This window comes from Microvirga sesbaniae, assembly GCF_025460805.1.
Classification (GTDB): domain Bacteria; phylum Pseudomonadota; class Alphaproteobacteria; order Rhizobiales; family Beijerinckiaceae; genus Microvirga; species Microvirga sesbaniae.
The window spans coordinates 1-23,924 of the sequence record NZ_JAMXFJ010000048.1 but is presented as its reverse complement, the minus strand read 5'-3'; the positions used below and the strand labels follow the sequence as shown (position 1 = coordinate 23,924).

The following is a 23,924-nucleotide window of genomic DNA, read 5'->3' as shown; positions in this document are numbered from 1 at the left end:
ACTGGCCATCCAGGCACCAAGACAACTCGGAGGGCAGAGTTGCCCTAGGGATCGGCTGCAGATCAAGGGACCTGCTCCCTTCAGCAGAGCCAATTTGACTTTCTGAACCTGGCAGAGCTCTGCACTTGGCTGATCGCCTTTAGGCGACATGGAAGGAGGAGCAAACTCGGAGGAGCGTGCCATGGCCCGCTATTATTTCGATGTCCTGAACGGGAAGCAATTCGAGCGGGATGGCGAGGGCTTCGAGTTTGACAACCTCGACGCGGCTGAGCAGGCGGCGGCACGCTTGGCGGCTGAGATTGGAACAGATCGGCTGGCTAGGAGTGATACAAGCCATGTTGTTATAGAGGTGAGAGACGAGCAGCATCAGCGGGTCTGTACCGTGACAGCGTCGATGATAATCGACCGGCATGACAAATTGCCTCGGACGTATCATCCCTGGAGCGCATAATCTGGACAAGTCCGCCGTTATCAAAGCGAACCTGGGAAGATGATCCCGGCTCTCTCGAAGGTAATCAGGAGCATCAACACGTCTGCCGATCAACACCCGGTATCATCGTCCCGGGCTTGGGGATTGGCTCAAACTCGTGCTGGCGCAATGTGTTCCTAGGCAAGCCAGCTCGCCGGAGATAAGCTTCGACAGGCGTGAGACGATGCAGGAGCAGCTGGGATGGTGTTGAAGAAGCAGGTCCTTGCGATCGAGGAAGTCTATGTGCCTGTGAAGCGCCGCCAAACCCTGGACCTGCAGAAGGTTGAGGCTTTGGCCGAGAGCATGATGGAGAAGGGGCAGGAAGCCCCTATTCTCGTGCGACCGGACGGCCAGAGGTTTGTTTTGGTAGAGGGATTGCATCGGCTGGAGGCGTGCAAGGCTCTCGGAGAGACAACCGTCCCAGCCTACTTTGTGCAGGCTCGTCGGCACTGAGGTGCAACGAGGAGCGGGCTGATCCCTTCTCTTAGCGTCGGCGTCGAAGGCAGTACCATGCCGCCCCAACTTGCCTTTTCTCAATAAGACAGAGGTCAGAAAGGCCATCACTTCATGACGAACAATCCGGGCAAGCAGGCTCCATCGACGAGGCACAGGCAGGAAGACTGGGACGAGGCATGCGACGCCTACCTGCTCGAACACGCCCCCGGCTTGAAAGATCACTATGCAGCCCAGCACCAAGCCTTCCTCCAGATTGAGGAGGACGCGCGCTTGCGCCATCCAGAGCTAACACCGGACGACATCGCGGCAGCTGAAGCGGCGGAGGCTGCTCTTCCATCCAGGAAGAGGACGGAGCTACAACTGCGTCGCAGCTTCGTGCCGCTGACGGCTTACCTTCCCAGCGAGGTCAAGCGCAGCAGGAAGCGCTTCATTCAGCGGCATCAGCGCGCCTGGAACCGCACCAACCCCTCCCCTCTGACCTGGGAGCTCGAGCGCACGCTCACGGCAGACTTCAGAAGAAGTTACGGGCAGTGACGGCCCATGGGGTAGGGGACGTGGAGGGCAACCGACAGGGGTCCGTTGCCGTTACATGCCTAGGCACAGCCCATAGGACGGTTCGTCCCAGAATTGATCAATGGGCGGATTGAACGTCCAACGGGATCACGTGGATGGCTCGGCCAGAGCCATCCACGATCTCCAGGCGCCATCCCCGCCACTCGTCGAAGCTTGTCAGCATCTGGGCACGAAGGTCCTCGACAGCTTCCAAGGCGGAGACCGCCGCCGCCTGGATGCTGGACGCGACGATGCCCTCGTCATCAGGAATCCGGTCATCACAACGTCCGTGAGGTTGAAGTAGTAGCGGACTGGAGCCGAAAGACCGGGCGTGGCTTCTTCCCAGGAACCCGCTGACGGTATGCCGGCGGCAAGACTCTCAATCGACATCGGCTTGCCTTTGATGATGGGTGCCACGTGTTGCCCCGCCTTATTGGATTACTGGGGATGAGACACTGTCGAGTTCCAGCCAGCCGGTAAAGGTCGGGAGTGCGGGAACGAGGTAGGCTCGGCCCCCTTCTATGGTCTCAACCCGGCACGGGTCGGTTCTCCGGTCGCCTGGAGGACGGTACAAGACGAGACTGCCAACGGCGAGATGATCCAATGAAGGCCCCTCAGAGCTGACGATGGCACCCGTATCGAGCGGCTCGCCGGCATTCGGCCCCGGGGCGATGTTTTGCTTGGCCGTCCGAACGCGCTCAAGCGCAGCAATGGCCAGACGGGCTCGGTCGCGATACCGGCTCATGACGAGTTTCAGAGGACCCTGCTCATTCCCTGCATGCCAGGACAGGCCGCCCGCTCTTGCGAGCTCGGCCGCAACTGCCTCAACTTCATCCTCTGCCATGTGCCCCCCGGCGCAATGAACCACTGCCGTTAAGCCTTGAGGCTCGGGTTCAGTTCCGGACGACAAAAGTCGCAGTCCGCGGCAGACCGTCCCCAGCCAGAGATGACTAACGCCGGTGAATGCCAGGTTCACGACCAATTCGCCCGAGGCTGCTGGCAGCATCAGGCCCGCAACGACGCTCGAGTTTTACTGGTCTATCGTTAGAGTTCTATCAATGAATGGAAGTTCGGTCTCGGTTCCACTGACGGGCAATAGCCTTTGGCGGCGTTCCCGCGGTGGCTGTAATCGGTAGCTCCGGTTTCCCGACCCTGCTTAATCGAGACCCACCGTCTTCGGCGTGCTGTCCTCAACCTCCAGGACGGTCGGTGGGAAAGTGGGCTGCTCAGCCTCGAGCTGCTGCAGGGCGAGCCCGCGCCAATACTTGATTTCCGCGGTGTCCTTGCCGGCCCGCTCCTCAGCAAGGATCTCCTCCCAGCCCGGGCCTTGTTCATCGGCGAGCTGCTGGGCTCGAGCGGTGATTTCCTCGTCCGAAAAGCGCTCTGTTGCCATGAAAGCTCTCCCTGCCACGCAGAGGGATGATGGCGGCGGAGTGTGACCGGAAGGTGATGAGCCGACGGACTTGCCAATGATGGCTATTCCGGGATTGAGCATGAATACGTTAACCACTGCTCAGGCAAGTTCAGTACCTTCCACGCTGGGGCAGGATGGAATGAACGTATGGACAACCACCAGAGGGTCTGGAACGCCATCGACGTCATAGCCCACCGCGCTGGACTGAGCACCTCTGGGCTGGCCAAAGCCGCCGGCATGGACCCAACCGCCTTCAACCGATCCAAGCGGGTCGACGGGCACGGGCGGCCACACTGGCCGAGTGTGGAGACGATCCAAAGGGTGCTCGATGCGACTGGCACCACGTGGTCCGAGTTCGCGCGTCTGGTCGAGGCAGGCCCAACCGCAGCCGAGAGCGAAGAAGCAACGACCCCGGTCTCATAAGGAATATCATTGCCTGATCGGGCTGGGAGCCGGCAGTCTGGCATAGACGAACCGCCGCTGCCACGAGCACAAGCTGGAGCCGAACCTACACCTCGCGCCGCACAGATGTGAAAAAAGGGACATGAGCATGGATGTTGTTGGGGATGACAATCCAATCGGGGAGGGAAGGTCGTCCTTAATCCGTCGTTAACCATACCACTCTCATCGTGGTTGATGGGCCGGGCGCACATGCGGAGGTGGGAAGGCATCATCTTAAGCGCAGCGAAGGATGCGGATTTACCGCCTTAGCTGCTCTGGAAACAAAGGTGCAAATCCGCCTGAAAATGCAGGCAGAACCAAGGCTACGATGATCGATCTGTTCGAAATGTTCCAACCAGCAATCAACGTTCTGTTGAAGCTGCAACCCCTCATCACAGCACCCGAGCTGCTTCCGTGGATCGGATCAGCCGTCGCGATGCTGCTCGTGACAGTCTTGGTGCCGGTGATCAGGTGGCGCAGACAAGCGGCTGCCATGGAGTGGCGCAGGACGTTGGCAGCCCGGGCAAGGGCCTGAGCCCAGCGTTCCGGGATCAAGCGGATGATGGGAAATGCACGGCCTCGATCATCCCGCCCGGATCGGCCGATCTCCAAAAATCCCATGCGCCTGTAAAGGGACCGCGCTGCCTCATTCTGCTCGTTGACGTTAACGGACAGGTTCGGCGCCATCTGGCCCGCATACGTGACCAGCGCGCGCCCCACTCCTTTGCGATGCTGCTCGGGCGCGACGAACAGCGCATCAATCTTGTCCTCTGTCATGCCCATGAAGCCGGCCACCTTTCTCAATGAGAACGCCCCAACTGAAGCCTCTTCCAAACTTCAGTCAGGGCGCATGCGATGCCGGTTGCAACACCACACAATCATCCCACTCTGCTCCCGATCAGCATCAACGATGATCGAAACAGAAGCACCGCGGCTGAAGGTCGATCACCAGACCTTCTACGGTGGCGCGATAGGTTTCGATATTGCACTGGGCTATGATTGCAGATCGTGACAACGGAGGCGTGCCCGAGCCTAGTGCTCTGGATTAGTTGCAGGCCTTTGGAGTGCCGCTTCTTCTTCTCGCTTGAAACTGTTGGTTAACCATGGAAGCGCATGCTCTTCCATGTGCTTCAAGGGCTGGGCGGGCTTCCTCTTACCTGGAGACGGTTGCTCATGGCGGAGAATCGGTTCACCGACACGATTGAAGAGAAGTTGGCCCTGATCTCGCCAACTGTGAAGGCCATCGAGTTCGGAGGAGAGCTGCCCTACCTCCGCGAATTGCAGACGCTCCTCAGACAGCACCTTGCAAGCCTTGTGGTCTTGTTCGAGCGAGATCCCGGCCTGGATGCCGCAACAATCGATTTGTATGCGGCAGCGGCTGCTGTCGTGAACGACACCACCAGAGCCTCTCAGCCCCTCGTCCGAAAACGCCGCCTGCTCAAGGAAGCCCAAGTCCGCTTCCAGGAGCGCATCGCGACCGCACGCCCGAATGGAAGAAGAGCCTGCGCGGATTGGCGACAGAGGGAGCTCTTTCGTGCCGCCTGATCCAGGCCCGGGTTCCGCCTCAGCCCTCAATGGGCCGGAACCCAATTGCCTGTGCTTCCCGCCGCAGAGGTTGCTCGTCCGTTGTGGCCGATTGCGCCATCAGTCACAGGATCCTGTGCTGCCCCAAGATCCTGTGAATTCGTTCTATCATGGTTATTGAGGCCGTGGCCTTCTGGTGATTGCAAACTTGGGTGGCAAACCCTTTGCCCATCGACTGACCAGTAGATTGCCCGCGCATCAGAAGGATCTCACCCATGGCGAAAGCTGCAACCAAGACGACGGCCAAGAAGGCGCCGGCCCGCAAAGCGGCCGCATCGAAAGCAGAACCAACTAAGATGGCCAAAACTGCCGACGCCGTTGCCAAGAGATCTGCGAAGGCCGCAGCACCGAAGGCGTCGGTCAAGGCAGTCCCTAAGGGCGCAAGGAAATCCACTGGCACCTCGGCTGGCGCGATCCTGAGCCTGCGCCATATTGCCGAGCAGCTGTCGGAAGTGCACGAGCTTCCCAAGCGCCAAGCCAATGAAATGCTGACTCAGGTCATCGAGATGATCGCCAAGAGCCTGAAGAAGGGCAACAAAATCCGCCTGAGCGGCCTCGGCATCCTGCAGGTGCGCAAGCGCGCCGCCCGCACCGGTCGCAACCCGCAGACCGGCGAGCCGATCAAGATCAAAGCCTCCAAGAAGATCGCCTTCCGACCCGCCAAGGAGCTCAAGGAGGCGGTCTAGCCGGGAGCCGTCACTGGATGACTGAAGCGACACCCACCCCGCCGACACGCTGGCGGGGTGCTCTTGGTGTTGTGTCCGCTCAGGAGAGATGCTGCGCGAAGTGCTTGTTCATCTCGAACATGCTCACCTTGTCCTTGCCTCCGAAGATGGCTCGGAGCTTGTCATCCGCCAGGATCTCGCGCTTGTTCGCAGGGTTCTGCAGATCGTTGGCCTTGATGTATTCCCAGACCTTGCTTACCACCTCTGTCCGCGGGAGCGGAGCGGATCCGACAACGGCCGCCAGTTCGGTCGACGGCTGCAGCGGCTTCGCCAGCGCGGGATTTGGCTTCTTGGCTGCTTTGGCTTCGGTCATTGTAAAACTCCTATACTACGCCTCACTGCCATCTTCAGGCACAAAGGGGCGGGACCATGGCCAGTAAGGACTGAACACTTCCTTAATCCCGCTTCGATCGAGCAAGTGTCGAAATCAATGTTTCAAATGGATGGTCCGGCCATCACCATCCACGTCGTTTGGCCTGTGGCTTTGCCATCATCTGCCGCATCGCTTCTTCTGCCCGAGCTCTCGCTTCTGCATCGTTGCTAAGGTTGCGGACTTCCGACGGCTCCTCTTGTTGGTCCAAGCCATGTTTGCGAGCCCGCCACTGCTTCGCCTGGGCGGCGGTGGCCGCCGCGTTGGCCAGCTTCTCCAATTGAGCCAGCTGGGGCGTATTGGCTTTTCCATTCGTGTCAGGTAGGTCGTCCTCTTGCTCCGGGCGCTGCGCCATCTCTTCACTTTCTTAGGCTATGCTGTTACGTACTTTGATTTCAGGAGGGAATGGTTAGATTCGTCTTAACTATAAAGGTCCGAGGTAAACCGACGCGAAAGATCCGTCATGGCTTTATCGCTATCGTCATCCTCGCGGGCCCTGCCAGTCGCATTCTGGCCCATGAGCAACTCACGCGGACACCGGCCCAGGAGGTGTTTGAATCATTCGACCCACCGCCGATCTTACGGAAAGCCTCCACACTGTGCGCTGAGGCCCCGAGGCAAAAGCGCTCGGCCCAGTGTGATGAATACGTGAGCTTCTTCGAAGAATGCACCGCTCGCAAGAACGAGTGTGGACCACGATCCATCTATGAGGTTCTCACCAGGGCGATACTCTCAGCACCACCGAAACGACCAGCGGCAGACAGGGTTACTTCCCCTGCTGACGTCTGAGCGTTGTTCCATTAGCAATCCTTCTCTCATTGAAGAGTGCGATCCCGGAACACATCGCACGCGCTCTGGTGAAAGGTCTGGTGCTCAGCCTCTCGCCAGAGCGCTTCGTCCTTATGCACAGGGGTCGGTTGCACTTCCAGCGTTCGTGGCGCATTGTAGCAGCGTGGTGTTGCAACCGGCATCACAAGAGCGCCCTGATAGTTTGCCCCGCATGGCTAACACTGTCAGGGCGTTGTCATTTGTATGTGCCCTGCTGCTATCGGTGGGAAGCCTATCTCGGAAGTGTCGTTTCTTTCCCTGCACCATTGGTATCTTCCCCACAGGCTAGTGCGGGTTGACTACATCTCACTCCGTGGCCGGCCGTTGAATGTGGAACTCGTCGAGCCTGCGCTGATCGACTCTTTCTTTGAAATCGGGCTTACCTGATCCGAGCGGCCGATCATCGAGAACTGGAGGGCTCAGTGCCGGCTGAGCGGAAACCATAATGTGGGGTTCAGGATTTCCCCCTCCGTCGCCCGCCATATATGAACTAAAGGCGTCTTGATCCCTTGCATTCACCGGGTTTCATGACCATTCGCCGCCGTTTTCTCCTCACCTCGTCCTTCACCCGCCTGATCCAGCGCGAGAGGGGCGGGCTGCACCACCTTGAGGGCTTCTTCCCCGAGCAGCGGGATCGGTTGTCCTGGGGTCCGCCTCGAAGAGGACAAAGGCCTGCTGATCCTCAGGTCGGTCGGCCCGGTCAGCGAGGTCGAGGATCAGACGGAAATCCCAGTATGCCATGCCCGCGCGCTACTCGAGGTCTGCGACGGCGAGGTCGACTACACCCGGACAGTCTTGCCGATCGGCAAGGGTCATGCCCTCATTGACGAGATTTCCCGGCCCCGTGTCTTGCATCTCGTTACCGTGGAGTTCGCTTCTGACGAGCAGGCGAGGGGTTTCCGACCGCTCAGGTGGTTTGGGCCCGAAGTGACGGCGGATCGGCGCTACACTAATCAATCCATCGCGCTGAGAGGGTTCGAGGAGGCTCCGGAGATCCCGCTGTCCGATGCGGCGCTCAACAGCCTGCTCGATACGCTGGACGGCAGCTTCCCGCTCAGGCGTAGATGGCTCCCAACCGACCCAAGACCAAGCAGGTGCCGGTGATCAGAGCTAAGGCCCAGACCAGCGGTGAAGCCGTCAAGGTCGATCTCGATGAAATTGAGGCTGCGACGAGGCGCGAGATGGAGAAGACGCTCCTGAAGCGCAATCCCAGGGAAGAGCGTTTCCAGGATGCCTGACGCTCGCTCACCGATACGGCACCATCTGGTGCTCTATCGGCGCAACCAGGAGCAGGGCAGGGCGAGCTTCTTCAGCCTGATGATCAAGCGTGATCTGTTCGGCACGATCCGGCTGGTCCGCAATTGGGGCTTCGTTGGCGCCAAGGGTCAGGAGAAGGTCGATATCTTACCCAATGAGGCCGAAGCGGCTCAGGCTTTGGAGACATGGGCGACAACCCAGCGGCATAAGGGCTATGCGGACCTGTGACGGGTCTACATAAGGCTCCAGCCGGTCCAGACGATCCGTCCCGCCGCCTCAACCCAACTATTCCGCGCGTTGGACGTCGCTAATAATCGTAAGTACAAGATCAACGAATCCGCAGCCGACTTGATCAGGAATGGCTCGCTGCGCTGGCCTAGGCAGCGTGTCAGCTCCTGGCTGACTCAGCGTCTGGACTGACGTTTCGCGGATTGCTCATGATGACCTCCTAGAGCATCGGACGTGAAAAGTGAACCCACTTTTGGGATCGGTTCCGATGCTCCACTCTTGGCTGGCGCATCGTTGAGTGCGGAAAGCCGGATCCACTTTTCGCTGACGCGGCCCTCTGGGTCCGCACGATGTGCTAGCGCCGAGCAGAGGCGGAATCGGGGATCGAGATGGTGACCTTCTGACCGGTGCGCGGATCAAGGATGGTGAGGGTCATAGAAACCTCCTGCGAGTGACCCCAGCATGGCTCGAAACGACCCGTCCTTCCGTGGCCGTCGTCACACAGGCTCTTTGTGACCTGGCGCACAGTGATTCATCGACGACACGGCTAGATTAAAGGGGTGACTTGTATTCCTCCCTGACCTCAGCGCCTCGGTTCACGACCGAGGCGTTCTTTTGGCCCGTTCCACCGTCTTATCGGAACTTCCCATCCCGACGCGCGAGCAGCTTTGCAGCTTTGGCGATCGTGAGCGGACGTGGAGGATGAACGACCGGAAGCCGGGGAGGTCGACGCAAGACGATCCCCTTCGCGCGAAGCGCCTCTTCGACCCTGGACTGTAACTCCCGGGCGACTTCATGAAGCTTGTGCGCCGGAACGTGGGGCTTGGGCCCAGTCTTGATGTAGCGTGCCTCTGTCGGCTTATCGAAGCCGCGGGCTGCATCGCACACGAGCCCGACCCGCTGTGCGATGACCAGCCCCCTCCGCTCCACTTCATCCGCGAGGTTCGTCAGGCTGTGACTGTAGGGCGGCCTGCCTAGTTCATTCTCCTCAATGCCTTGAAGCCTCAGATAAGCCTTCAGGAACAGTTCAATGGAGTGGAAGTACAGAAACCGCACTGGCTCCTCATAGAACCCGCCCGATGGCCTCGGAGCGGCTTTCAGGACGGCTGCATCGTGCAGATAGGCATGAGCCAGGTTGAACCATGCCAACGGTTTTTCGCTCACGCCTGCCCTCTTCCAACTACGTGCCCTTATAGCCATAGCGGCACTCCTAACGGCAGCGCCAAGTCGTACGGTAACCAGAAATTGCGATTTCAATGAGGAGCACTGAAATCTTGTACCTATGAAGGCTGCGCTTGGATCGTCAGCACTCCACCGGCCACAAAGTCCAGCCTGACATACTCCGTCCACTCAAGCACGACCAACAACATCCCCAGGCAAGGCGCACGGCACCCGGTGGTCATGAGACATCCTGCTGATTTCGGGTTGTTGTCGTTCGATGGCGTCGGCGTGATTGGCATCTTGCCGATCTGCCGCTTGCACATGGGAGCCCCTTTCCCTGTGATCCACTTAGCGCACCAACATTGTGCGAAGGTCGCTTTGACTATGGGATAATGATGGCAGGCTGTAAGGAACTCCGCCAGCGAGTTCGGGAGGGCGGGGCTCAAGCCACCTCGTTCTGGGCTGAAGCCTCTGCCACTTTCGTAAAGGCCACGTTAACCAACAGGATCTATCGTGTTCGGGTTGCGTTTAGACGGCAGTATCGGCGGCTGGTGATGAGACCACGCCACAATGAACCGAGCGTCGCGAGCGTTAAGCATCACCGAATGAGCCCTCTTGCACGGGGAAGGTGAGCATCCGATATGCGGGAACCGCACTGACAATATCGAGTTCTGGCCACCTATGCTCCACAAGCGAGCGTAGTGAGTGCGACATGTGCAACACAGATGAAGCATGGTCGGTGGCTCAAGGAGACCGTTTTCGAATGACGACGACAAACAATGCTCTGAGCTTCCAGGCCGGTGAAACGGTCGTGTATCCCGGCCATGGCCTCGGTGTGATCACGGGAATCGAGAAACAAGAGGTGGCCGGTTTCAAACTGGACCTCCTCGTGCTTTCACTCGACTCGGGAAAAGTCACGGTTCGCATTCCCGTCGCAAAAGCGAAAGGCAGCGGCTTGAGAAAGCTATCTGAACCGGCCGTCGTCAATCAGGCTCTCGAGATCCTGAGTGGGAAGGCTGGAGCCAAGCGTGGCATGTGGAATCGCCGAGCGGCGGATTTTCAGGAGCGCATCAGCACTGGGCAGCTTGTTGCCGTCGCTGAGGTTCTGCGGGATCTGAACCGCGGGCCGCAGCAGGAAGAGGCCTCCTACAGCGAACGGCAGATCTTCGAGGGTGCCCTGGATTTCATGATAAAAGAGATTGCAGCGGTGAGGCAGTTAACCGAGACTGAGGCGCGTAAGCTCATTGAGCAGGGCCTAGCTGCCGCTCCCCGTTCCAGCAAACCAACCGAAGATGAAGCAGCGGCATAACTGCAGCTGCACGCGGTCTCGATTGCTGCCGAACGTCTCTCGTCCGCTGTACTCCAGTCCATCCTGATCGTACATTCCGACGGTCAGCCCTTGTCATTGATCGCTCAGACGTCCCTCCAACCGCTACCATCGCCGATAAGGCGTGTCGGAGCATGCTGTCTGCAGCAAGCTCCTTCCAGCCCTCAGGAGCGGACGCCCGCGCTCTGGCAACCATATTCAGGATTGCTCGGCCGAGGGGAACCAAGCTCATCCTGCTGGTGCGGCGGATGGGTGATGCTCCGCAGGACCTCAAGTGTGCCCGGACCAACGCCAGGGGTTGCAAGCCAGTGCCGATCCGGGATCTGAGCGATCTCATGCACTGTGGGCCAGCGCTCCTGGTATTCACCCAGGATCACGCGTCTCACCCGGGGCGCAACAGCGTCGAGGGGCAACGGCTCATCCAGCTGCATATGCCATCCTCCAAGCACAAGATGTCTGGATAAAGCCAACGGGCAATCGAGGCTGACGCAGGGCAAAATGCCGACCTTCTAGAGCTTTTCTCCTCACCTATACCTTTGGGAGCTTTGCTCTTCTGCCGTTTTGTCCGAAGGTCCACAGGTTGATCACAAATACATTCGGTTTAGGGCCAGTAGCTCGCCGTCACTTAATAGGTCTATATTGAAAGTTGAAGGACAACATGCTTGTCCGGGAAACTCACTGGGATACCAGAAGCTTTGCGCTCTACGGGGCCCTGCTCGGCCTGGTTGGCGGCATGATGCTCACGTTCTTCGATGCCTTTTGGGGGCAGGTCCCGGATGACCATCAGGCCACGCATGTTGTCGTCGAAATGGTCATCTTTGTACTGGCCGGAGCAACAGTGCTCGCTGCCATCTCATCAATCCACAACTGGCTCCTGCGGTGCGGGTGAATTCACGAGATAGACAGTAGGAAAGTCTCTCAAGGTTGACATTGAGCTGGGAGCGCGCCGCAATATCCCTCGTCCCTATGCCCGAATGTGCGACCGTGGCCAACGCCGCAAACTCGGCGTCAAGGAGTGGCTGATCATGAACGTCAGGGTCATCGGCCTGCTGATCGCTCTCTGCCTCGCCGCACCGGCAGCTGCCGAACTCGATACTCCGTTGCATCTGTATGGTCAGTTGTTCGTGGATGTGCAGATGCAGCGTGTCTTCCCCGATGGCAAGACCTTCGTCGACGCGTTGCCGAACGATGCACCAACCGCGATCGTGCAACGCTATGAGGAGGAGCGCGGCAAGCCAGGCTTCGACTTATCCGCATTCGTTCACCAAAACTTCACCGTGCCGCCGCCCAAGCGCAGCGCCTATCACAGCGATCTCAGAGAGGATGTATGCCGACACATCGACGATCTGTGGCAGGTCCTCGAACGCAAGCCCGACAGCGTGCAGCTCAGTCCCTACTCGTCGCTCCTGCCGCTGCCACAGCCGTACGTGGTCCCAGGTGGACGTTTCGACGAGATCTACTATTGGGATTCCTATTTCACCATGCTGGGGCTCGAGGAGAGCGGCCGTCATGATCTTGCAGTCAGCATGGTCGAGAACTTTGTGAGCCTCGTCGACCGGTACGGACATATTCCCAATGGCAACCGGAGCTACTTCCTGAGCCGTTCGCAGCCTCCCTTCTTCGCATCCATGGTGGAACTTATTGCAGCCCGAAGCCGCGATCCTGCCACGACATATGCCGCGTTCCTGCCGGCCTTGAGCAAAGAATATGACTTCTGGATGGAAGGCGCCGACGCGCTTGAGCCTGGCCAGGCGCATCGCCGTGTCGTGCGCCTGGACGATGGCACGCTGCTGAACCGCTATTGGGATGACCGCGACAGCCCACGCGAGGAATCCTATCGGGAGGATGTCGAAACAGCCGGCGCATCGAACCGACCGGCGGCGGAAATCTACCGTGATCTCCGGGCTGCCGCCGAGAGCGGGTGGGACTTCAGCTCGCGATGGCTCGCCGATGGCAAGTCGCTTGCCACCATCAACACCACCACTCTGGTGCCGATTGATCTCAACAGCCTGCTATTTCATCTCGAGACGATCCTTGCCAAGGCCTATGCGGCATCCCGCAAGCCGGAAAAGGCCGCCGAACTCAGGGCACGCGCAGCGCTGCGCAAGGCGGCGGTTCAGCGTTATCTCTGGGACGCCCGCGAAGGCATGTTTACGGATTATCGATGGCGCGAGGGCAAGCTGACCGGGAAGGTGACGGCCGCCGGCTTGTCCCCGCTGTTCTTCGGGCTGGCCACCCAGGCGCAGGCGGATCGTGTGGCTCAGGTGGTGCAATCCCGCCTTCTGAAGTCCGGTGGCCTTGTGACCACCACGGTTCAATCGGGTCAGCAATGGGATGCCCCGAATGGCTGGGCGCCCTTGCAGTGGATCGCGATCGAGGGCCTGAGTGCCTACGGCAAGCGAGCCCTTGCTCGGATGATCGCGCGGCGCTGGATCAGCAGGGTCGTTACCACCTATCGCAACACCGGCAAGCTCATGGAGAAATACAACGTAGTGAACCCTTCGCTCACGGCTGGCGGTGGAGAGTATCCGGGCCAGGACGGTTTTGGCTGGACGAATGGCGTGGTGCGAAAATTACTCGTGATCGATGCGGGTTTAGTAACGGGCAGTCGTTGTGCGAATCCGGTCGCAAACGACAATCTACCTTCAGTCTTGCCGCAGTCCGGCAGGAGCCCGGATGCCGCCCGCTAGCATTGCATAAGGGCTCACAAACCAGTGCCACCGAGGGGCGCTGTGCACCAACGCCCTCAGGTGCACGTCCTATAAGGAGATCTGAAGGTCGACCCAACGCACTCTCCAGGTGAGTCGGACAAAGTCTGCAAGAACCCGCCGAGCATCCCAGGTAGTATGGTACTCAAGATACCCGCGATCGGAAGCAACCACCAGTGCAGGAATCCCTTGAAGTAGGGAAGAGGTCACTAGAGAGGTTTTCAGGGTAACCTCAAGGGATTGTTGAACTATCCTTTCGAGAATTCCTTTAAAATATGCCTCTATCCCTTTGAGTCGATTGCGAAAGAGTCATGAGCATCTACGCTTAGAAGTGGTCTCCAAGGGAGCCACAAGCGTGGAACGGGTGGTGGTAAAGCGTACAGGGGAAGGTGTCTGGTCAGTCTCCCACGAAGGCCAGGTGCGCTCAGTTCACTCCACGGAGGAGCAGGCCCTCTCTGCGGCGTTTGCCTTAGCCTCAGAGCGCAAGCGGCAGGGGTTTGAAGCTGTTGTCGTGATCGGACGGGAGAGATGAAGGCGATGACGCGCTCCTATTCATACGACCGCCGGTTGCCCCGTGTAAGATGTCCTCATCATGGCTGACGATGATGACAAGCTCTTGGTAGCTCGTACAAAATCCCCTGCCAACGACAGGCTGTCGCGTGTGCTCGAATGGTTCGGTTTGCTGGCTGCGCTAGGGGCAATTGCCTGGGCCCTCGTTTACACGCTCGGGTAGTCGCCGAGTTGCAGACGTCCAAGGCTGGCAGGCTCTCTGATGATGACGGCTACGGCGCCAGGGCAGGGGCTCGGTGCACCTCGTCGAGATCTGGCCGTAGCATCACGCTCTCCTGTTCATTCGGGTCAGTTCGCGAGAGAACGGCGACTGCCTCATCCGGACCAGGGTTATAGGGCAGATGCGGGACACCGGCGGGGATGTAAAGATAGTCGCCAGCCTGCACGGCCAAGTGGTACTCTAGTTGTTCGCCATACCACATTCCAGCCTGACCGCTGAGGACAAAGATTGCGGTCTCGTGGGCCTCGTGCAGGTGCGCCTTGGCCCGTGCTCCAGGCGGCATTCGCAGCAGATGCATGCAGATGCCACGCGATCCGACACCCTCCGCTGAGATCCCGGCGAAATAGGTGAGGCCCTGGCGTCCCTCGTAGCTGCCGTTGCCTCGCACGATGCGACACGTATCCTGGCCCGTCATCTTTTCGCTCCTCAATCCTTAAGGCGGGCCTCACGCTGGAGGGCAAACACCCATAGCAGCCGCCAGCGAACCCGCTCCGCCCACGATGCGATGGTGCTATCCTAAGGCTTCAATCTTTTCTTCTTGCAGAGCAAAGTCGGATGCGAGCGTCTGCTGTAGGACCATGTTACGGATCTTGCGCTTCAGGTTTCCGGTCTGACGCGCCATGGCATAGAGCCGATCCTGCAGGGCTGTCACATCCGCCATGATCCGGAACGGCGGCTCCGGCGGGAGCGGCTGTGCCAGGTGGACTGCCAGTTCATCTATCAGTTCGGCAATCGCCGTGGTGTCGTCGCGCAGCCGCTGCAGGTCTGTCTCGAGCATGTCTGATGTCTCCTGTGCTTCCCCAAGCCTGCTGGTTTTTGGTTGCTCTGCTCGAGGCGGCTACTGGGGCATGATCACCGTCAGGTAAGGGGCTGAGGGCTTCTCGTTGGCCCCGACCGAACCGGGCACCTGGTTCCTGACCGGCTTCAGACTCTTGAGATAGCCGGCCAGAGCGCGGGCATCGCCATCGGTGAGCTTGCCATAGGAGTGGTACGGCATGATCGGCACAAGCTGGCGACCGTCCGGCCTGACGCCGGTTCGCACTGCCTTGATGATGTCGGCCTCGCTCCATCGCCCGAGCCCGGTCTCGGGATCAGGGGTGAGGTTGGGTGGATAAAAGATGCCGAGACCGGGGATCTGGAAGCCAACCTCTGAGCCGGCCAAGGGCCGCTGCAGGTCGGGCTTGCCGAGGAAGGTGCCCGGCGTATGGCAGCCGGTGCAATCCATGATAGTCACCAGGTACTCGCCGCGCTGGGTCTGGCTCTGAGCGGAGGCCGGTAGAACCGACAGGAGGCTACCGGCTCCCAAAGCGGCGCAGATGAGGGGTCTCATGAAGCTTCTCTGGCTGAGGTTGAACACAGCTAAAGTGCCAGAGGCCACAGGAGAGTGAAGTGCGCAGAAGGCGTAGACGGAACCACCTGTGGCGGAAGCTTGCCACGCACAACCGGCCCCAAAACCCTCTGATTCTGGACTTGGAGGGCGACCTTTCCGTCCGAGAGCCGGACGAGGACACGCCTGGATGTGAACGCTCATCCTTGAGGAAATATTGATCCGGCTTGGGTGCAGTTGAAACGCCGGGGGGCATGAACAGGATTGAATAGCCCAGCCAGGCTCTGGCAGAATTCAAGATCACCCAAGCCGTCTCTATAAGTATTGATGAGCGATGTAACTCTGTGGCCGAGCGACTGATTCGCCTCAAGGTTCCCTGTCTCGAGGATCTGGAGCCTTACCTCGAAATCCTGATCGCAAATGAGAAGCGCGGGATCCTGCTCATTGCCATCGCTGATGGCTATCCAGGAACCAGCCCTCGTCCGGATTCGGGTCTTCTGGGTTGAGACCCACATTCAGACTCTCCACAAGGTACCGGGCGAGACGATCGTTGATCCGCGTGCCGTCATCTTCGCCAAAGATGAGCTGGGGCTCGCCTTGCGGATCCCGGATGGCGCTCTGCCGATCTCGTCCGGGTCGGGCGAGGAACAGAGTCCATTGTGACGACGGGCTCATGGGCTTCCCTTCCGTCATCGGACGGCCGGGCAGGTCTACGATCGGCGATGTCACTTTAACCGAAGCCGGACGCGTTGAGGCAGATTCGGCCATTTGAAAAATTCAGGCAGCGAGGCCGGCCGCGCCTTTCCGTTCCGCCATCGCGGTGAGGCGGTGAAGATGGGTTGCAAGGGCGGAGCGTCGAGTGCGGTGCGGAACGAACAGGTTGCGCACATCGGAGAACACGCTGATGTACTGCTGCAGGCCTCCCACAGACCGAAAGCCATGCATCATTCTCTCCCGCTTTCGAAACGGGACATGCGAACTCTCGGCCCGGTTATTCAGGCCCTTGTGGGCGCGGTGCTCGACTGAGGACATAATCTGACGCCGGGCCGACGCGTAGGAGCTCAACTTATCAATGATCAACCGCCAAGGCAGGCAGCCCTGCTTCTTCAACAGACGCTTCAGCAAGCGTTTGGCCGCTTTGGTATCGCGCCGCGTCTGGACGATTTCGTCGAGCACATAGCCATCCTGATCGACGGCCCGCCACAACCAGTGCTTTTGGCCGGCAATGGTGACCACAACCTCGTCGAGGTGCCTAACATCACGGCGGCTCGGCCTTTTACGCTTGAGGCAGCGGGCGTAGTCTGGCCCAAACTTCAGGGCCCACCGGCGAACAGTCTCATAAGAGACGAGGGTGCAGCGCTCGAGCAGCATCTCCTCGATCAGCCGCAGGCTCAGAGGAAATCTGAAATAGAGCCAAACCGCGTGGGCAATGATCTCGGGTGGAAAGCGATGACGTTTGTAGCTGACGGGCTTGGCCATGCCAGCCTATATACAAGGCTCGCTCTCACACCCGAGTTAACGTGACGAGCCCTGTCATGGACCGAGCGGGTGTGCGAACCAGCTTGGCAAGGGCCCGACAGAGCGCGAGTCGGCCCCAGCATCGACATCGAAACAAGTGAAGCAATTAGTCTCACGGAATCACTCGTGTCGGAATCATCGTACATTCCTCCTGCGGCAACCGGCGCATGCTAGCTCCACATGCCGCGCAACACGCTGCACCGGTTTACGGATGCCGGCCTCCCGCGCCAAGTGACGCGCGACGACGCAAAGTCATACTTCGACACCAACACGGTTAAGCATCATCAATACAGAAGCCCCGAACACTGAGGATGAATCTCGGGAACGGGGCGGCTGATGAGCACCTTGCCTGGTTCAGGACGTCAAGTCGCGGGCACGAAGCGGTAGGCGTTGTCCTTGCGCTCCGCATAGCCGACGCCGGGGTCCGACCAATGAAAGCCCAGCAACTTGATCTTATCATTCGCCGCTCGATCCAGAAGCGCCTTACGATTGGCGATCGCCACGTCGTGCTGCATGTCGAAGCCAAACTTCTGACCGGGATGCTCAAACGAGACGATGTGGTTCGTCACAGCATCTCCAGTAATGATCAGGCCTTCGCCGCCAGCCAGTTCGAGCGAGATATGCCCGGGCGTATGCCCTGCCGTATCGAGGACACGCATGCCGGTGACGATGTCCTCACCCGGCTTCACCAGCTTCACGCGGTCCTTGACGGCGGAAAGATCGCGCTGGGAGCCGCGGGCGAACTCATGCAGCACATCCGGCATGATCGTGCGGTAGTTTGGATCCATCCAGAACTGCCACTCCACCGCACTCACGAAATAGGTTGCATTTGGGAACGTCAGTCCCGCGCCCGGCACGAGAGTTCCCCCCATGTGATCGGGATGGGCATGCGTGCAGACGACCTTGGTCACGGAGGCTGGATCAATTCCGGCTACCGCAAGATTGGCCGTCAGCCGACCAGCCGTGGGTTGGAATTTGTCACCGGAGCCAGTGTCGACAAGGATCAGATCCTGCCCCGCACGAATGAGCGGAATATTGGCTCGGGGCTGGACGGTGTCAGCGCTCCCGCCGAGGCGGCGGATGATGTCCGCCTGTTCGTCCGGGGCGGCTTCGGGAGCTACGATGCTGATCGGCAGGGTCAGGAAACCGTCGCTGACAACGGTAATGTCGAAGTCGCCTTGCTTGAAGGTAGTGACAGGCGCCGCGAACGCATAGCCGGACAGGAGTGGCATCGCCGCAAGTGACGAGGTCCCGAGAATGATGTGGCGGCGGGTGAGGGTGGCCTTTGTCGGTTCGGATCTCCTCATCGAGCTTTCCTCCATTTGGCAAGATGACATTGCTGGACCGTTAAAAGGTTGATTGGGCGTTGCAGGTCGCGGCGGAAGCCGTTTAGGCCTGCTCCCGCCTGACGTAGATCGGTTCAAGCTGATAGTGCTTCGAGAGGTCGTTGGCCTGATCGACGGCTTCTTGCATCGACCCGAATGGACCACTCACGGCGATGGCCGTCCCATCGATGAGCACCGTCACCATGAACTCCATCGCGCGCTCGGGCTGAACCACCTCGGACAGAGTGATGTTGTTGCTCTGGTCATCGGGAACTTCGTCGGGCATCAAGATGTGGAGGCCGGGACCGGTCATTGGGGATCCTTTGGATTCAAGGGACCACGATAGACGACGAGCTTATGTTGGGGAGGGCTTCACAGGGAAGGCGCCCCTCAATCAACGGATACAGGCATCGCCGGTTTTCACGAGAGCTTGCCACTGGGTCGCTCCGGATGCAGGCCTAACTCTGAACGAATTCCGAAAGCGCAGCATAGCAGCTTCGGAGAGAATTCGCTCCAGCGTCGGGATAGCGCTCGTTGGACTCATAACCTGTCGGGTGAACTCGTCGGAACAGCGGAGAGAGATGAAACTGACCTTCGAGAAGCCTCCATAGTGATGTTGGAACGTGGCAAGTGACTTTGCCACTGGGCAAAACGATGCCCTAAACATGCATAAGCGCACTCCAACGCCGTTATGGACAGCCTGAAGGTATGGTGTCCACGACTGGCGGGCAAACGCCTTAAGGAGGCGCGTCGACGACATCGCGACAGAGAAAACACTAACCTGGAACCACGGCTTGAGACCGTTTTGACCGCACCCACAGGCGGAATCAGGTTCCATAAGATATGTTACCAGTCTTTTTGGTGTAACCGCAAAGTTAGAATGTTCTGATACTGCGAAGCAGAAACGTCACAGCCCTGGATACGCATCTTCCATCAGGCTCGGCTGCAGCGGGAAGTCCATGGCGAGTTGGTGCTAATCGGCAGTTCGGACCAACTCGTATTCAACGATCACGGCGCTTCATGCTCGCTGTTGTCGATGACGCAAAGGGCAACTGATGCAGTTGTGTTATGTGCGATTGGAAGGCGGGTGCAACTTTATTCGACAGCAATAGCTTTGAGAGCGCGCCTGACAGCGACACGGGCTGCCTCGATGTGACCGGCGGCCAGCAGTTCGTCGACAATTCTGAGCGCCATCACAGCATCGGGCCGCTGGGCCTCGTCCGAAGGAACTGCTGTCGCGCCGTGAGCCCCTGCGGCGCTCGCAAGATCGTCGCTCTGGCCCGTCAAGTACGCCGAGCTGCACTCTCACATGGCTCCCGCCGCGACAAGGATCGCTTCGATCTCCCTGTAGCCGCGACTGCGCACGTGCTGCAGCGGCTTCAAGCCGTCTCGATCCGCCAAGTTGATGTCGGCACCTGCCTTCACCAAAAGGTCGACGATCTGCTGATGACATTCGCCCCCGTCACCCAGAATGATGGCCTCCAGCAAAGCCGTCCACCCGAGATTGTTGACGTGGTCCACATCGACGCCCGCCTCGATCAAAGTGCGGACAGTGTCGACATGGCCACGCTCCGCGGCTGGGATGAGAGCAGTGCCGCCATAGCGGTTGGTGCTCTTGAGATCCGCGCCGTGCGCGAGTGTCATCTTCAGGATCTCGAGATAACCCCGCGCCGCGGCATAGAGATAGGGGCTGTCATTGATCCGATCCTTTGCATTGACATCGGCACCGGCCTCAATCAGCACCCTTGCAACCTCGATCCTGTTGCCGTGGGTTGCGATGAGCAACGCCGTGCGTCCGGCTTCATCTCTCGCATCGATGTCAGCATCGCGGGACAGAAGGGTTTGAATCTGTGCCGCATCGACATCGTTGTCTGTAACAGCGTCCAATACGTCTTTCCCGCTCGTTAATTGTCCACCGGCTGTCATCGAATGGCCCATTATGCCGAGTGCCGCAAGTATCGAGATGGCGAGACTTCTTCGCATAATCCGAACTCCTTGCAGGAGCAGTGAGCGTCTCGGCCGAAGGTCGTAACCTCAGGCACGCTCAACAGCACCGTAGACTAAACGTCCCTTGTGGAACGTTGCCCGCCGCGGAGAGCGCCGTGCGACGGCCTCGGCCGAACAGCTGGCATCAACCAGAACGAACTCAGCCGTGTCACCTGATTTCGGCCAAGCCACTTTGCCATCGTCGCTCAGCGGAAGCACATCGCCCGTGGCGATCGCGAGGGCACGCGACAGAAGGAACTCGTCGCTTCCACCGTAAAGCTGGGCGCACAGGTTAGCCTTCTCCAGCATGTCACCGCTACCGAACGGTGACCAATGATCGATCACGCTGTCCGTGCCGGTCATGACCTTGACACCCTTGGCACGCAGTTGCGGCAGCGGCATTGTCCTCTGTCCAATCGGCACTGTCGACACCACGGTTACGCCCTGTGTGGCCATGCGCCCGGCCATCTCGTTCAACTCCTCGGGACGCAGCGTGGAGAGAGCGAAGGCGTGGCTGAGCGTCAGCCTGTCACGCAGCGCCGGGGTCTTCTCGACGGTTGCGATCATGTAGTTAAGAGCCGCCACGCCAGCTGGGTTGGCTTCATGAATATGGATATCGACGCCTTTGTCGTGGTCGAGCGCGATCTGGAACATCGCATCCAGTGATGCTTCCATGGCACCGTCAACATTGGTGGGATCCAAGCCGCCAACGTAGTGCACGCCCATGCTCATCGCTTCACGCATCAGCCCATCCACCTTGGAATGCAACAGGCCGTGCTGCGGGAAGGCGACGATCTCGCATTCAAAGCTGTCACGATATTCCGCCAGCGCAAGCTGCAGATGCTCCAGGCTTTTCAATCCGCTCACTGGATCGATGTTGCAGTGACTGCGCGCTATCGAGCTGCCTTGCGAGAGGAGAAGGTCAATCAGCTTCTCCGCACGCGCCTGCGAGGTCGGCAGCAGCTTCGGAAGAAGCACTTCCTCCCGCGCAATCATGTCCATGATGGTCTTGCCTTGACGGGGAAGGGGAGCCTGCCACGGTCCGCCATAGAAGGTCTTGTCCAAGTGGATGTGCATGTCCCGGAACGCAGGCAGAAGCAGCTTACCCTGTGCCTTGTAGCGCGGCAGGGCTGCGTCCAGTGCGGCACCCGCGTCGTGCACCGCTTTGATGCGACCATCCTGGATTTCCAGCGTATGGATCCCGGTCCGGGTGCCGACAACCACCTCACCCTCGTGCTCGAAGCCTTCCTCGAGGCGCACGTCACTCAAATAGTAGTGACTGTCGGTAACAGCGGTGATGTGCTGACGGGACTGATCCATGCTGGCGACAGCCTCGGCGGCCCCGCTCTGTGTGCCGCTCAAGCCTAGTATTGCGGACGCAGTTGCCAGCCCACCGGAATGACTAAGGAAGGCTCTACGGCTTTGGTGATTTGCACTTTGCACGGGTCGCTCCTGTGTGCCTATCGCTGAGGTGTAATGGGCGGCACTTGGGCCTATGTCAGCTGCCGGTTTCGGCTTGGCCGTTATAAGGCTGTCGATCGTCGCACCGCCCACGAGGAGATCCGCTCACACCGCCAAGCACTCCATACTGCAATGTTGGGAGAATAGTGCCAGCTTGCTCCATCTGGAAATTAAATGTTCAGATAGAGATTATTCATTTATTGAATAGTTATTGCAGTGATCCAGCGAGTCGCTGATGCTCGACCCACGCCTGCTGCGGACCTTTATCGCAATCACCGAAGCCGGAGGCTTTACCCGGGCAGCTGAGCGCCTGCACATGACCCAGTCGACCTTAAGTCAGCAGCTCGCCCGGCTCGAGGAAGCCGTTGGGCAGACCTTGGTGGATCGGGACGCACGCCCCATTCGCCCCTCCGCCGCAGGTGAACGCCTCCTTGGGTATGCCCGTCGGATCATGGCGCTCCAGAGCGAGGCGACGGCGGCACTGGGCAATCCGGCTGGAACAACGCCCATTCATATCGGGCTTCCGGAAGATGTCTTCAGCCGTCCCATGGCCCGACTTTTCGGCGAGTTCTCCAAGCGCCACCAGGAGATCCGTCTCGACGTCAGCGCTGGGCTGAGCCGCGACTTGACCCGGCGCTACCGTGGCGGCGAGTTCGACATCGTTGTCGTCAAGGAGCCGGCACCCAGCAACGATTGCCGGGCAAGCTTCCCCGAAGCCACAGGCTGGTTCGAGAGCAAGGATGCTCCTGATGCTTGGCCGGACCCTGTACCCCTCGTAACCTTCCCTGTTGGTGGCCTGTACCGTGAGACCATGTTCGACCGCATCGAGCGTGAGCGCCGCCATTGGTACATCGCCTTTTCAGGCAGCAGCCTCAACAACGTGCTCGTCGCCGTCGAGGCTGGTCTTGGCATAACGCTCCTCCCGGTTGCCGCGACGCTCGGGCGTCATGTCAGGCCTTATGCGCAATTCGGCGCCGAAGCTCCGATCATGGTTTCCATCTATGCCTGGGAGAGCACCGGCTTCATCGCGGAATTGGTACAACAGATCGGCGCCGCCATGTCGGAACGCAGCCGCGGTCCCGGACGGTCGTGAGTGCTCCCCGTCAATCAAAACTGGAGGCGGGTCACCATCGTCTTCAAGCTGAACCAGCTTGAGCATTCAGGGGGTGGAGGTCGCGGACTATCTGGTGCAGGCGGGAGGTGTCGAGATGGGTGTAGATCTGGGTGGTCTCGATGCCGGCATGTCCCAGCAGCTCCTGTAAGACGCGCAGGCCGGTGCCGCCTGAGTGCATGTGGGTGGCAAATGCATGCCGCAGGACATGCGGCGACACCCGCTCCGGGCTCGCCAGCTCTGCGGCCGCGGCAGCTTCCTTGATCTCGAGCAGGATGGCCTGGCGCGTTAAAGCCTTGGTGCTGTTGCGCACCGAGTGAAACAGCCAGGTGGAGGACGCTCCCCCAGATACGCCCGGGCCAGCTTCTGCCATTGGCTGATGGCCTCGATCGCCCGCTCATGCAAGGGCACCAGCCGTTGCTTGTCACCCTTGCCGCGCACCAGCAACATACGGGTGCCAGGTGGCGCAGCGTCGGAGGGTAATGACAGAGCCTCGCTGATGCGCATACCTGAGGCATAGAGCCTCTCGAACAGGGCCGCCCGCCGGGCATAGCCGGCCTGACGGTAGAGCCCGACCGAGGGATCCGCCGCAAGGGCATGGGCGGTCTCGACCAGGGGCTCCGTCTCGGCTACTGCCGGCGCAGCATGTAGAGTCGTCTAACGCTAAAGACCGAGCGGTGACGGCGATTAAGACGAGCATATGAGACTGTAAATGTGGCCGCCTATGACGGCAAAAGCCCCTGCGGCTTTTGCCGTCAGGGGCTTTTGAGTTTTGGTTGCGGGGACAGGATTTGAACCTGTGACCTTCAGGTTATGAGCCTGACGAGCTACCGGGCTGCTCCACCCCGCGGCAATGTCGGGCCTTCGACGCCGGCGTCGAAGGGGA

Annotated in this window: 30 protein-coding genes and 1 tRNA gene; 12 read left to right on the top strand and 19 right to left on the bottom strand. The window is 59.6% G+C overall.

What is annotated here, in order from left to right; translation table 11 throughout:
• Positions 1 to 181 precede the first annotated feature (181 nt).
• From OCW50_RS29530 to OCW50_RS29520, 3 genes are all read left to right on the top strand, one after another.
• Positions 182 to 451, top strand: coding sequence for a DUF6894 family protein (locus OCW50_RS29530; RefSeq protein WP_262300062.1), 270 nt, complete (start codon positions 182 to 184; stop codon positions 449 to 451).
• Between the two features lie 219 nt (positions 452 to 670).
• Positions 671 to 922 (top strand): ParB N-terminal domain-containing protein, encoded by a 252-nt coding sequence (locus OCW50_RS29525; protein WP_262300061.1) that lies wholly within the window; start codon positions 671 to 673, stop codon positions 920 to 922.
• Between the two features lie 114 nt (positions 923 to 1,036).
• Complete coding sequence (locus tag OCW50_RS29520) at positions 1,037 to 1,459, top strand: hypothetical protein (protein WP_262300060.1); 423 nt, start codon at positions 1,037 to 1,039, stop codon at positions 1,457 to 1,459.
• 97 nt (positions 1,460 to 1,556) lie between these two features.
• On the opposite strand, the gene OCW50_RS33565 is transcribed toward OCW50_RS29520, so the two are convergent.
• From OCW50_RS33565 to OCW50_RS29510, 3 genes are all read right to left on the bottom strand, one after another.
• A complete protein-coding gene (locus tag OCW50_RS33565; RefSeq protein ID WP_444547396.1) occupies positions 1,557 to 1,748 on the bottom strand; it encodes a DUF6894 family protein in 192 nt (63 codons plus the stop codon).
• Between the two features lie 885 nt (positions 1,749 to 2,633).
• The gene (locus OCW50_RS29515; protein WP_262300059.1) at positions 2,634 to 2,870 is read right to left on the bottom strand and encodes a hypothetical protein; all 237 of its coding nucleotides are present in this window, start codon (positions 2,868 to 2,870) and stop codon (positions 2,634 to 2,636) included.
• Positions 2,871 to 3,590: 720 nt separating this feature from the next.
• Positions 3,591 to 4,136 (bottom strand): GNAT family N-acetyltransferase, encoded by a 546-nt coding sequence (locus tag OCW50_RS29510; RefSeq protein ID WP_506323703.1) that lies wholly within the window; start codon positions 4,134 to 4,136, stop codon positions 3,591 to 3,593.
• A gap of 369 nt (positions 4,137 to 4,505) precedes the next feature.
• Here OCW50_RS29510 and OCW50_RS29505 point away from each other — a divergent pair, with 369 nt between their 5' ends.
• Positions 4,506 to 4,877, top strand: coding sequence for a hypothetical protein (locus OCW50_RS29505; RefSeq protein ID WP_262300057.1), 372 nt, complete (start codon positions 4,506 to 4,508; stop codon positions 4,875 to 4,877).
• 335 nt (positions 4,878 to 5,212) lie between these two features.
• On the top strand, positions 5,213 to 5,602 hold the full coding sequence (locus OCW50_RS29500) for an HU family DNA-binding protein (RefSeq protein ID WP_262300068.1): 390 nt from the start codon (positions 5,213 to 5,215) through the stop codon (positions 5,600 to 5,602).
• 79 nt (positions 5,603 to 5,681) lie between these two features.
• Here OCW50_RS29500 and OCW50_RS29495 read toward each other — a convergent pair whose 3' ends face one another.
• Together OCW50_RS29495 and OCW50_RS29490 are read right to left on the bottom strand one after the other, a co-directional pair.
• On the bottom strand, positions 5,682 to 5,954 hold the full coding sequence (locus tag OCW50_RS29495; protein ID WP_262300056.1) for an SWIB/MDM2 domain-containing protein: 273 nt from the start codon (positions 5,952 to 5,954) through the stop codon (positions 5,682 to 5,684).
• A gap of 142 nt (positions 5,955 to 6,096) precedes the next feature.
• Positions 6,097 to 6,366, bottom strand: coding sequence for a hypothetical protein (locus OCW50_RS29490; RefSeq protein WP_262300055.1), 270 nt, complete (start codon positions 6,364 to 6,366; stop codon positions 6,097 to 6,099).
• A 1,079-nt stretch (positions 6,367 to 7,445) separates the two neighbouring features.
• Between OCW50_RS29490 and OCW50_RS29485 the strand changes: the two genes are divergently transcribed.
• The 3 genes from OCW50_RS29485 to OCW50_RS29475 are packed head-to-tail and all read left to right on the top strand — an operon-like array spanning position 7,446 to position 8,324.
• Complete coding sequence (locus OCW50_RS29485; protein ID WP_262300054.1) at positions 7,446 to 7,943, top strand: CYTH domain-containing protein; 498 nt, start codon at positions 7,446 to 7,448, stop codon at positions 7,941 to 7,943.
• On the top strand, positions 7,940 to 8,077 hold the full coding sequence (locus OCW50_RS29480) for a hypothetical protein (RefSeq protein ID WP_262300053.1): 138 nt from the start codon (positions 7,940 to 7,942) through the stop codon (positions 8,075 to 8,077). The genes OCW50_RS29485 and OCW50_RS29480 overlap by 4 nt, the downstream gene beginning before the upstream one ends.
• Positions 8,070 to 8,324 (top strand): WGR domain-containing protein, encoded by a 255-nt coding sequence (locus tag OCW50_RS29475; RefSeq protein WP_262300052.1) that lies wholly within the window; start codon positions 8,070 to 8,072, stop codon positions 8,322 to 8,324. The genes OCW50_RS29480 and OCW50_RS29475 overlap by 8 nt, the downstream gene beginning before the upstream one ends.
• Positions 8,325 to 8,957: 633 nt before the next feature.
• Here the strand turns inward: OCW50_RS29475 and OCW50_RS29470 are convergent.
• The gene (locus tag OCW50_RS29470; protein ID WP_262300051.1) at positions 8,958 to 9,488 is read right to left on the bottom strand and encodes a HEPN domain-containing protein; all 531 of its coding nucleotides are present in this window, start codon (positions 9,486 to 9,488) and stop codon (positions 8,958 to 8,960) included.
• 760 nt (positions 9,489 to 10,248) lie between these two features.
• Here OCW50_RS29470 and OCW50_RS29465 point away from each other — a divergent pair.
• The 3 genes from OCW50_RS29465 to treF all read left to right on the top strand — a co-directional run bounded on the left by OCW50_RS29465 (position 10,249) and on the right by treF (position 13,502).
• Positions 10,249 to 10,794, top strand: a complete 546-nt coding sequence (locus tag OCW50_RS29465; protein WP_262300050.1) for a CarD family transcriptional regulator — start codon at positions 10,249 to 10,251, stop codon at positions 10,792 to 10,794.
• Positions 10,795 to 11,470: 676 nt separating this feature from the next.
• The gene (locus tag OCW50_RS29460) at positions 11,471 to 11,701 is read left to right on the top strand and encodes a hypothetical protein (protein ID WP_262300049.1); all 231 of its coding nucleotides are present in this window, start codon (positions 11,471 to 11,473) and stop codon (positions 11,699 to 11,701) included.
• A gap of 136 nt (positions 11,702 to 11,837) precedes the next feature.
• Positions 11,838 to 13,502 (top strand): alpha,alpha-trehalase TreF, encoded by a 1,665-nt coding sequence (gene treF, locus OCW50_RS29455; RefSeq protein ID WP_262300048.1) that lies wholly within the window; start codon positions 11,838 to 11,840, stop codon positions 13,500 to 13,502.
• An 800-nt stretch (positions 13,503 to 14,302) separates the two neighbouring features.
• Here the strand turns inward: treF and OCW50_RS29450 are convergent.
• The 10 genes from OCW50_RS29450 to OCW50_RS29405 form a co-directional block, all read right to left on the bottom strand.
• Positions 14,303 to 14,725 carry a cupin domain-containing protein gene (locus tag OCW50_RS29450; protein ID WP_262300047.1) on the bottom strand — a complete coding sequence of 141 codons (423 nt, stop codon included), beginning with the start codon at positions 14,723 to 14,725 and terminating at the stop codon, positions 14,303 to 14,305.
• 96 nt (positions 14,726 to 14,821) lie between these two features.
• Complete coding sequence (locus tag OCW50_RS29445; RefSeq protein ID WP_262300046.1) at positions 14,822 to 15,088, bottom strand: hypothetical protein; 267 nt, start codon at positions 15,086 to 15,088, stop codon at positions 14,822 to 14,824.
• Between the two features lie 60 nt (positions 15,089 to 15,148).
• The gene (locus OCW50_RS29440) at positions 15,149 to 15,640 is read right to left on the bottom strand and encodes a c-type cytochrome (protein WP_262300045.1); all 492 of its coding nucleotides are present in this window, start codon (positions 15,638 to 15,640) and stop codon (positions 15,149 to 15,151) included.
• A gap of 438 nt (positions 15,641 to 16,078) precedes the next feature.
• Positions 16,079 to 16,405, bottom strand: coding sequence for a hypothetical protein (locus tag OCW50_RS29435; protein WP_262300044.1), 327 nt, complete (start codon positions 16,403 to 16,405; stop codon positions 16,079 to 16,081).
• A 9-nt stretch (positions 16,406 to 16,414) separates the two neighbouring features.
• On the bottom strand, positions 16,415 to 17,116 hold the full coding sequence (locus OCW50_RS29430) for an IS6 family transposase (protein ID WP_262300043.1): 702 nt from the start codon (positions 17,114 to 17,116) through the stop codon (positions 16,415 to 16,417).
• A 401-nt stretch (positions 17,117 to 17,517) separates the two neighbouring features.
• Positions 17,518 to 18,462 carry an MBL fold metallo-hydrolase gene (locus tag OCW50_RS29425; protein ID WP_262300042.1) on the bottom strand — a complete coding sequence of 315 codons (945 nt, stop codon included), beginning with the start codon at positions 18,460 to 18,462 and terminating at the stop codon, positions 17,518 to 17,520.
• Positions 18,463 to 18,544: 82 nt separating this feature from the next.
• Positions 18,545 to 18,793, bottom strand: coding sequence for a hypothetical protein (locus OCW50_RS29420; RefSeq protein ID WP_262271932.1), 249 nt, complete (start codon positions 18,791 to 18,793; stop codon positions 18,545 to 18,547).
• Between the two features lie 782 nt (positions 18,794 to 19,575).
• Positions 19,576 to 19,767: a hypothetical protein gene (locus tag OCW50_RS29415; RefSeq protein WP_262300041.1), complete on the bottom strand. Its 192-nt coding sequence runs from the start codon at positions 19,765 to 19,767 to the stop codon at positions 19,576 to 19,578.
• Positions 19,768 to 19,785: 18 nt separating this feature from the next.
• The gene (locus OCW50_RS29410) at positions 19,786 to 20,463 is read right to left on the bottom strand and encodes an ankyrin repeat domain-containing protein (protein WP_262271930.1); all 678 of its coding nucleotides are present in this window, start codon (positions 20,461 to 20,463) and stop codon (positions 19,786 to 19,788) included.
• 51 nt (positions 20,464 to 20,514) lie between these two features.
• On the bottom strand, positions 20,515 to 21,786 hold the full coding sequence (locus OCW50_RS29405) for an amidohydrolase family protein (RefSeq protein ID WP_262300040.1): 1,272 nt from the start codon (positions 21,784 to 21,786) through the stop codon (positions 20,515 to 20,517).
• Positions 21,787 to 22,162: 376 nt separating this feature from the next.
• Between OCW50_RS29405 and OCW50_RS29400 the strand changes: the two genes are divergently transcribed.
• Positions 22,163 to 23,020 (top strand): LysR family transcriptional regulator, encoded by an 858-nt coding sequence (locus tag OCW50_RS29400; RefSeq protein WP_262271928.1) that lies wholly within the window; start codon positions 22,163 to 22,165, stop codon positions 23,018 to 23,020.
• Positions 23,021 to 23,063: 43 nt separating this feature from the next.
• Here OCW50_RS29400 and OCW50_RS29395 read toward each other — a convergent pair whose 3' ends face one another.
• From OCW50_RS29395 to OCW50_RS29385, 3 genes are all read right to left on the bottom strand, one after another.
• Positions 23,064 to 23,411 carry a tyrosine-type recombinase/integrase gene (locus OCW50_RS29395; RefSeq protein WP_262300039.1) on the bottom strand — a complete coding sequence of 116 codons (348 nt, stop codon included), beginning with the start codon at positions 23,409 to 23,411 and terminating at the stop codon, positions 23,064 to 23,066.
• Positions 23,327 to 23,545, bottom strand: coding sequence for a site-specific integrase (locus tag OCW50_RS29390; protein ID WP_262300038.1), 219 nt, complete (start codon positions 23,543 to 23,545; stop codon positions 23,327 to 23,329). Before OCW50_RS29390 ends, OCW50_RS29395 begins: the two co-directional genes overlap by 85 nt.
• A gap of 266 nt (positions 23,546 to 23,811) precedes the next feature.
• Positions 23,812 to 23,888 (bottom strand) — tRNA-Met (locus OCW50_RS29385).
• Positions 23,889 to 23,924: the final 36 nt, after the last annotated feature.

Bases quoted from the DNA above. Each gene is read 5' to 3' on its own strand.
- OCW50_RS29530 (WP_262300062.1), top strand. From the start codon at position 182: ATGGCCCGCTATTATTTCGATGTCCTGAACGGGAAGCAATTCGAGCGG.
- OCW50_RS29525 (WP_262300061.1), top strand. From the start codon at position 671: ATGGTGTTGAAGAAGCAGGTCCTTGCGATCGAGGAAGTCTATGTGCCT.
- OCW50_RS29520 (WP_262300060.1), top strand. From the start codon at position 1,037: ATGACGAACAATCCGGGCAAGCAGGCTCCATCGACGAGGCACAGGCAG.
- OCW50_RS29515 (WP_262300059.1), bottom strand. From the start codon at position 2,870: ATGGCAACAGAGCGCTTTTCGGACGAGGAAATCACCGCTCGAGCCCAG.
- OCW50_RS29505 (WP_262300057.1), top strand. From the start codon at position 4,506: ATGGCGGAGAATCGGTTCACCGACACGATTGAAGAGAAGTTGGCCCTG.
- OCW50_RS29500 (WP_262300068.1), top strand. From the start codon at position 5,213: ATGGCCAAAACTGCCGACGCCGTTGCCAAGAGATCTGCGAAGGCCGCA.
- OCW50_RS29495 (WP_262300056.1), bottom strand. From the start codon at position 5,954: ATGACCGAAGCCAAAGCAGCCAAGAAGCCAAATCCCGCGCTGGCGAAG.
- OCW50_RS29490 (WP_262300055.1), bottom strand. From the start codon at position 6,366: ATGGCGCAGCGCCCGGAGCAAGAGGACGACCTACCTGACACGAATGGA.
- OCW50_RS29475 (WP_262300052.1), top strand. From the start codon at position 8,070: ATGCCTGACGCTCGCTCACCGATACGGCACCATCTGGTGCTCTATCGG.
- OCW50_RS29465 (WP_262300050.1), top strand. From the start codon at position 10,249: ATGACGACGACAAACAATGCTCTGAGCTTCCAGGCCGGTGAAACGGTC.
- OCW50_RS29460 (WP_262300049.1), top strand. From the start codon at position 11,471: ATGCTTGTCCGGGAAACTCACTGGGATACCAGAAGCTTTGCGCTCTAC.
- treF (WP_262300048.1), top strand. From the start codon at position 11,838: ATGAACGTCAGGGTCATCGGCCTGCTGATCGCTCTCTGCCTCGCCGCA.
- OCW50_RS29450 (WP_262300047.1), bottom strand. From the start codon at position 14,725: ATGACGGGCCAGGATACGTGTCGCATCGTGCGAGGCAACGGCAGCTAC.
- OCW50_RS29445 (WP_262300046.1), bottom strand. From the start codon at position 15,088: ATGCTCGAGACAGACCTGCAGCGGCTGCGCGACGACACCACGGCGATT.
- OCW50_RS29440 (WP_262300045.1), bottom strand. From the start codon at position 15,640: ATGAGACCCCTCATCTGCGCCGCTTTGGGAGCCGGTAGCCTCCTGTCG.
- OCW50_RS29435 (WP_262300044.1), bottom strand. From the start codon at position 16,405: ATGGCCGAATCTGCCTCAACGCGTCCGGCTTCGGTTAAAGTGACATCG.
- OCW50_RS29430 (WP_262300043.1), bottom strand. From the start codon at position 17,116: ATGGCCAAGCCCGTCAGCTACAAACGTCATCGCTTTCCACCCGAGATC.
- OCW50_RS29425 (WP_262300042.1), bottom strand. From the start codon at position 18,462: ATGAGGAGATCCGAACCGACAAAGGCCACCCTCACCCGCCGCCACATC.
- OCW50_RS29420 (WP_262271932.1), bottom strand. From the start codon at position 18,793: ATGACCGGTCCCGGCCTCCACATCTTGATGCCCGACGAAGTTCCCGAT.
- OCW50_RS29410 (WP_262271930.1), bottom strand. From the start codon at position 20,463: ATGCGAAGAAGTCTCGCCATCTCGATACTTGCGGCACTCGGCATAATG.
- OCW50_RS29405 (WP_262300040.1), bottom strand. From the start codon at position 21,786: ATGGATCAGTCCCGTCAGCACATCACCGCTGTTACCGACAGTCACTAC.
- OCW50_RS29400 (WP_262271928.1), top strand. From the start codon at position 22,163: ATGCTCGACCCACGCCTGCTGCGGACCTTTATCGCAATCACCGAAGCC.
- OCW50_RS29395 (WP_262300039.1), bottom strand. From the start codon at position 23,411: ATGGCAGAAGCTGGCCCGGGCGTATCTGGGGGAGCGTCCTCCACCTGG.
- OCW50_RS29390 (WP_262300038.1), bottom strand. From the start codon at position 23,545: ATGCGCATCAGCGAGGCTCTGTCATTACCCTCCGACGCTGCGCCACCT.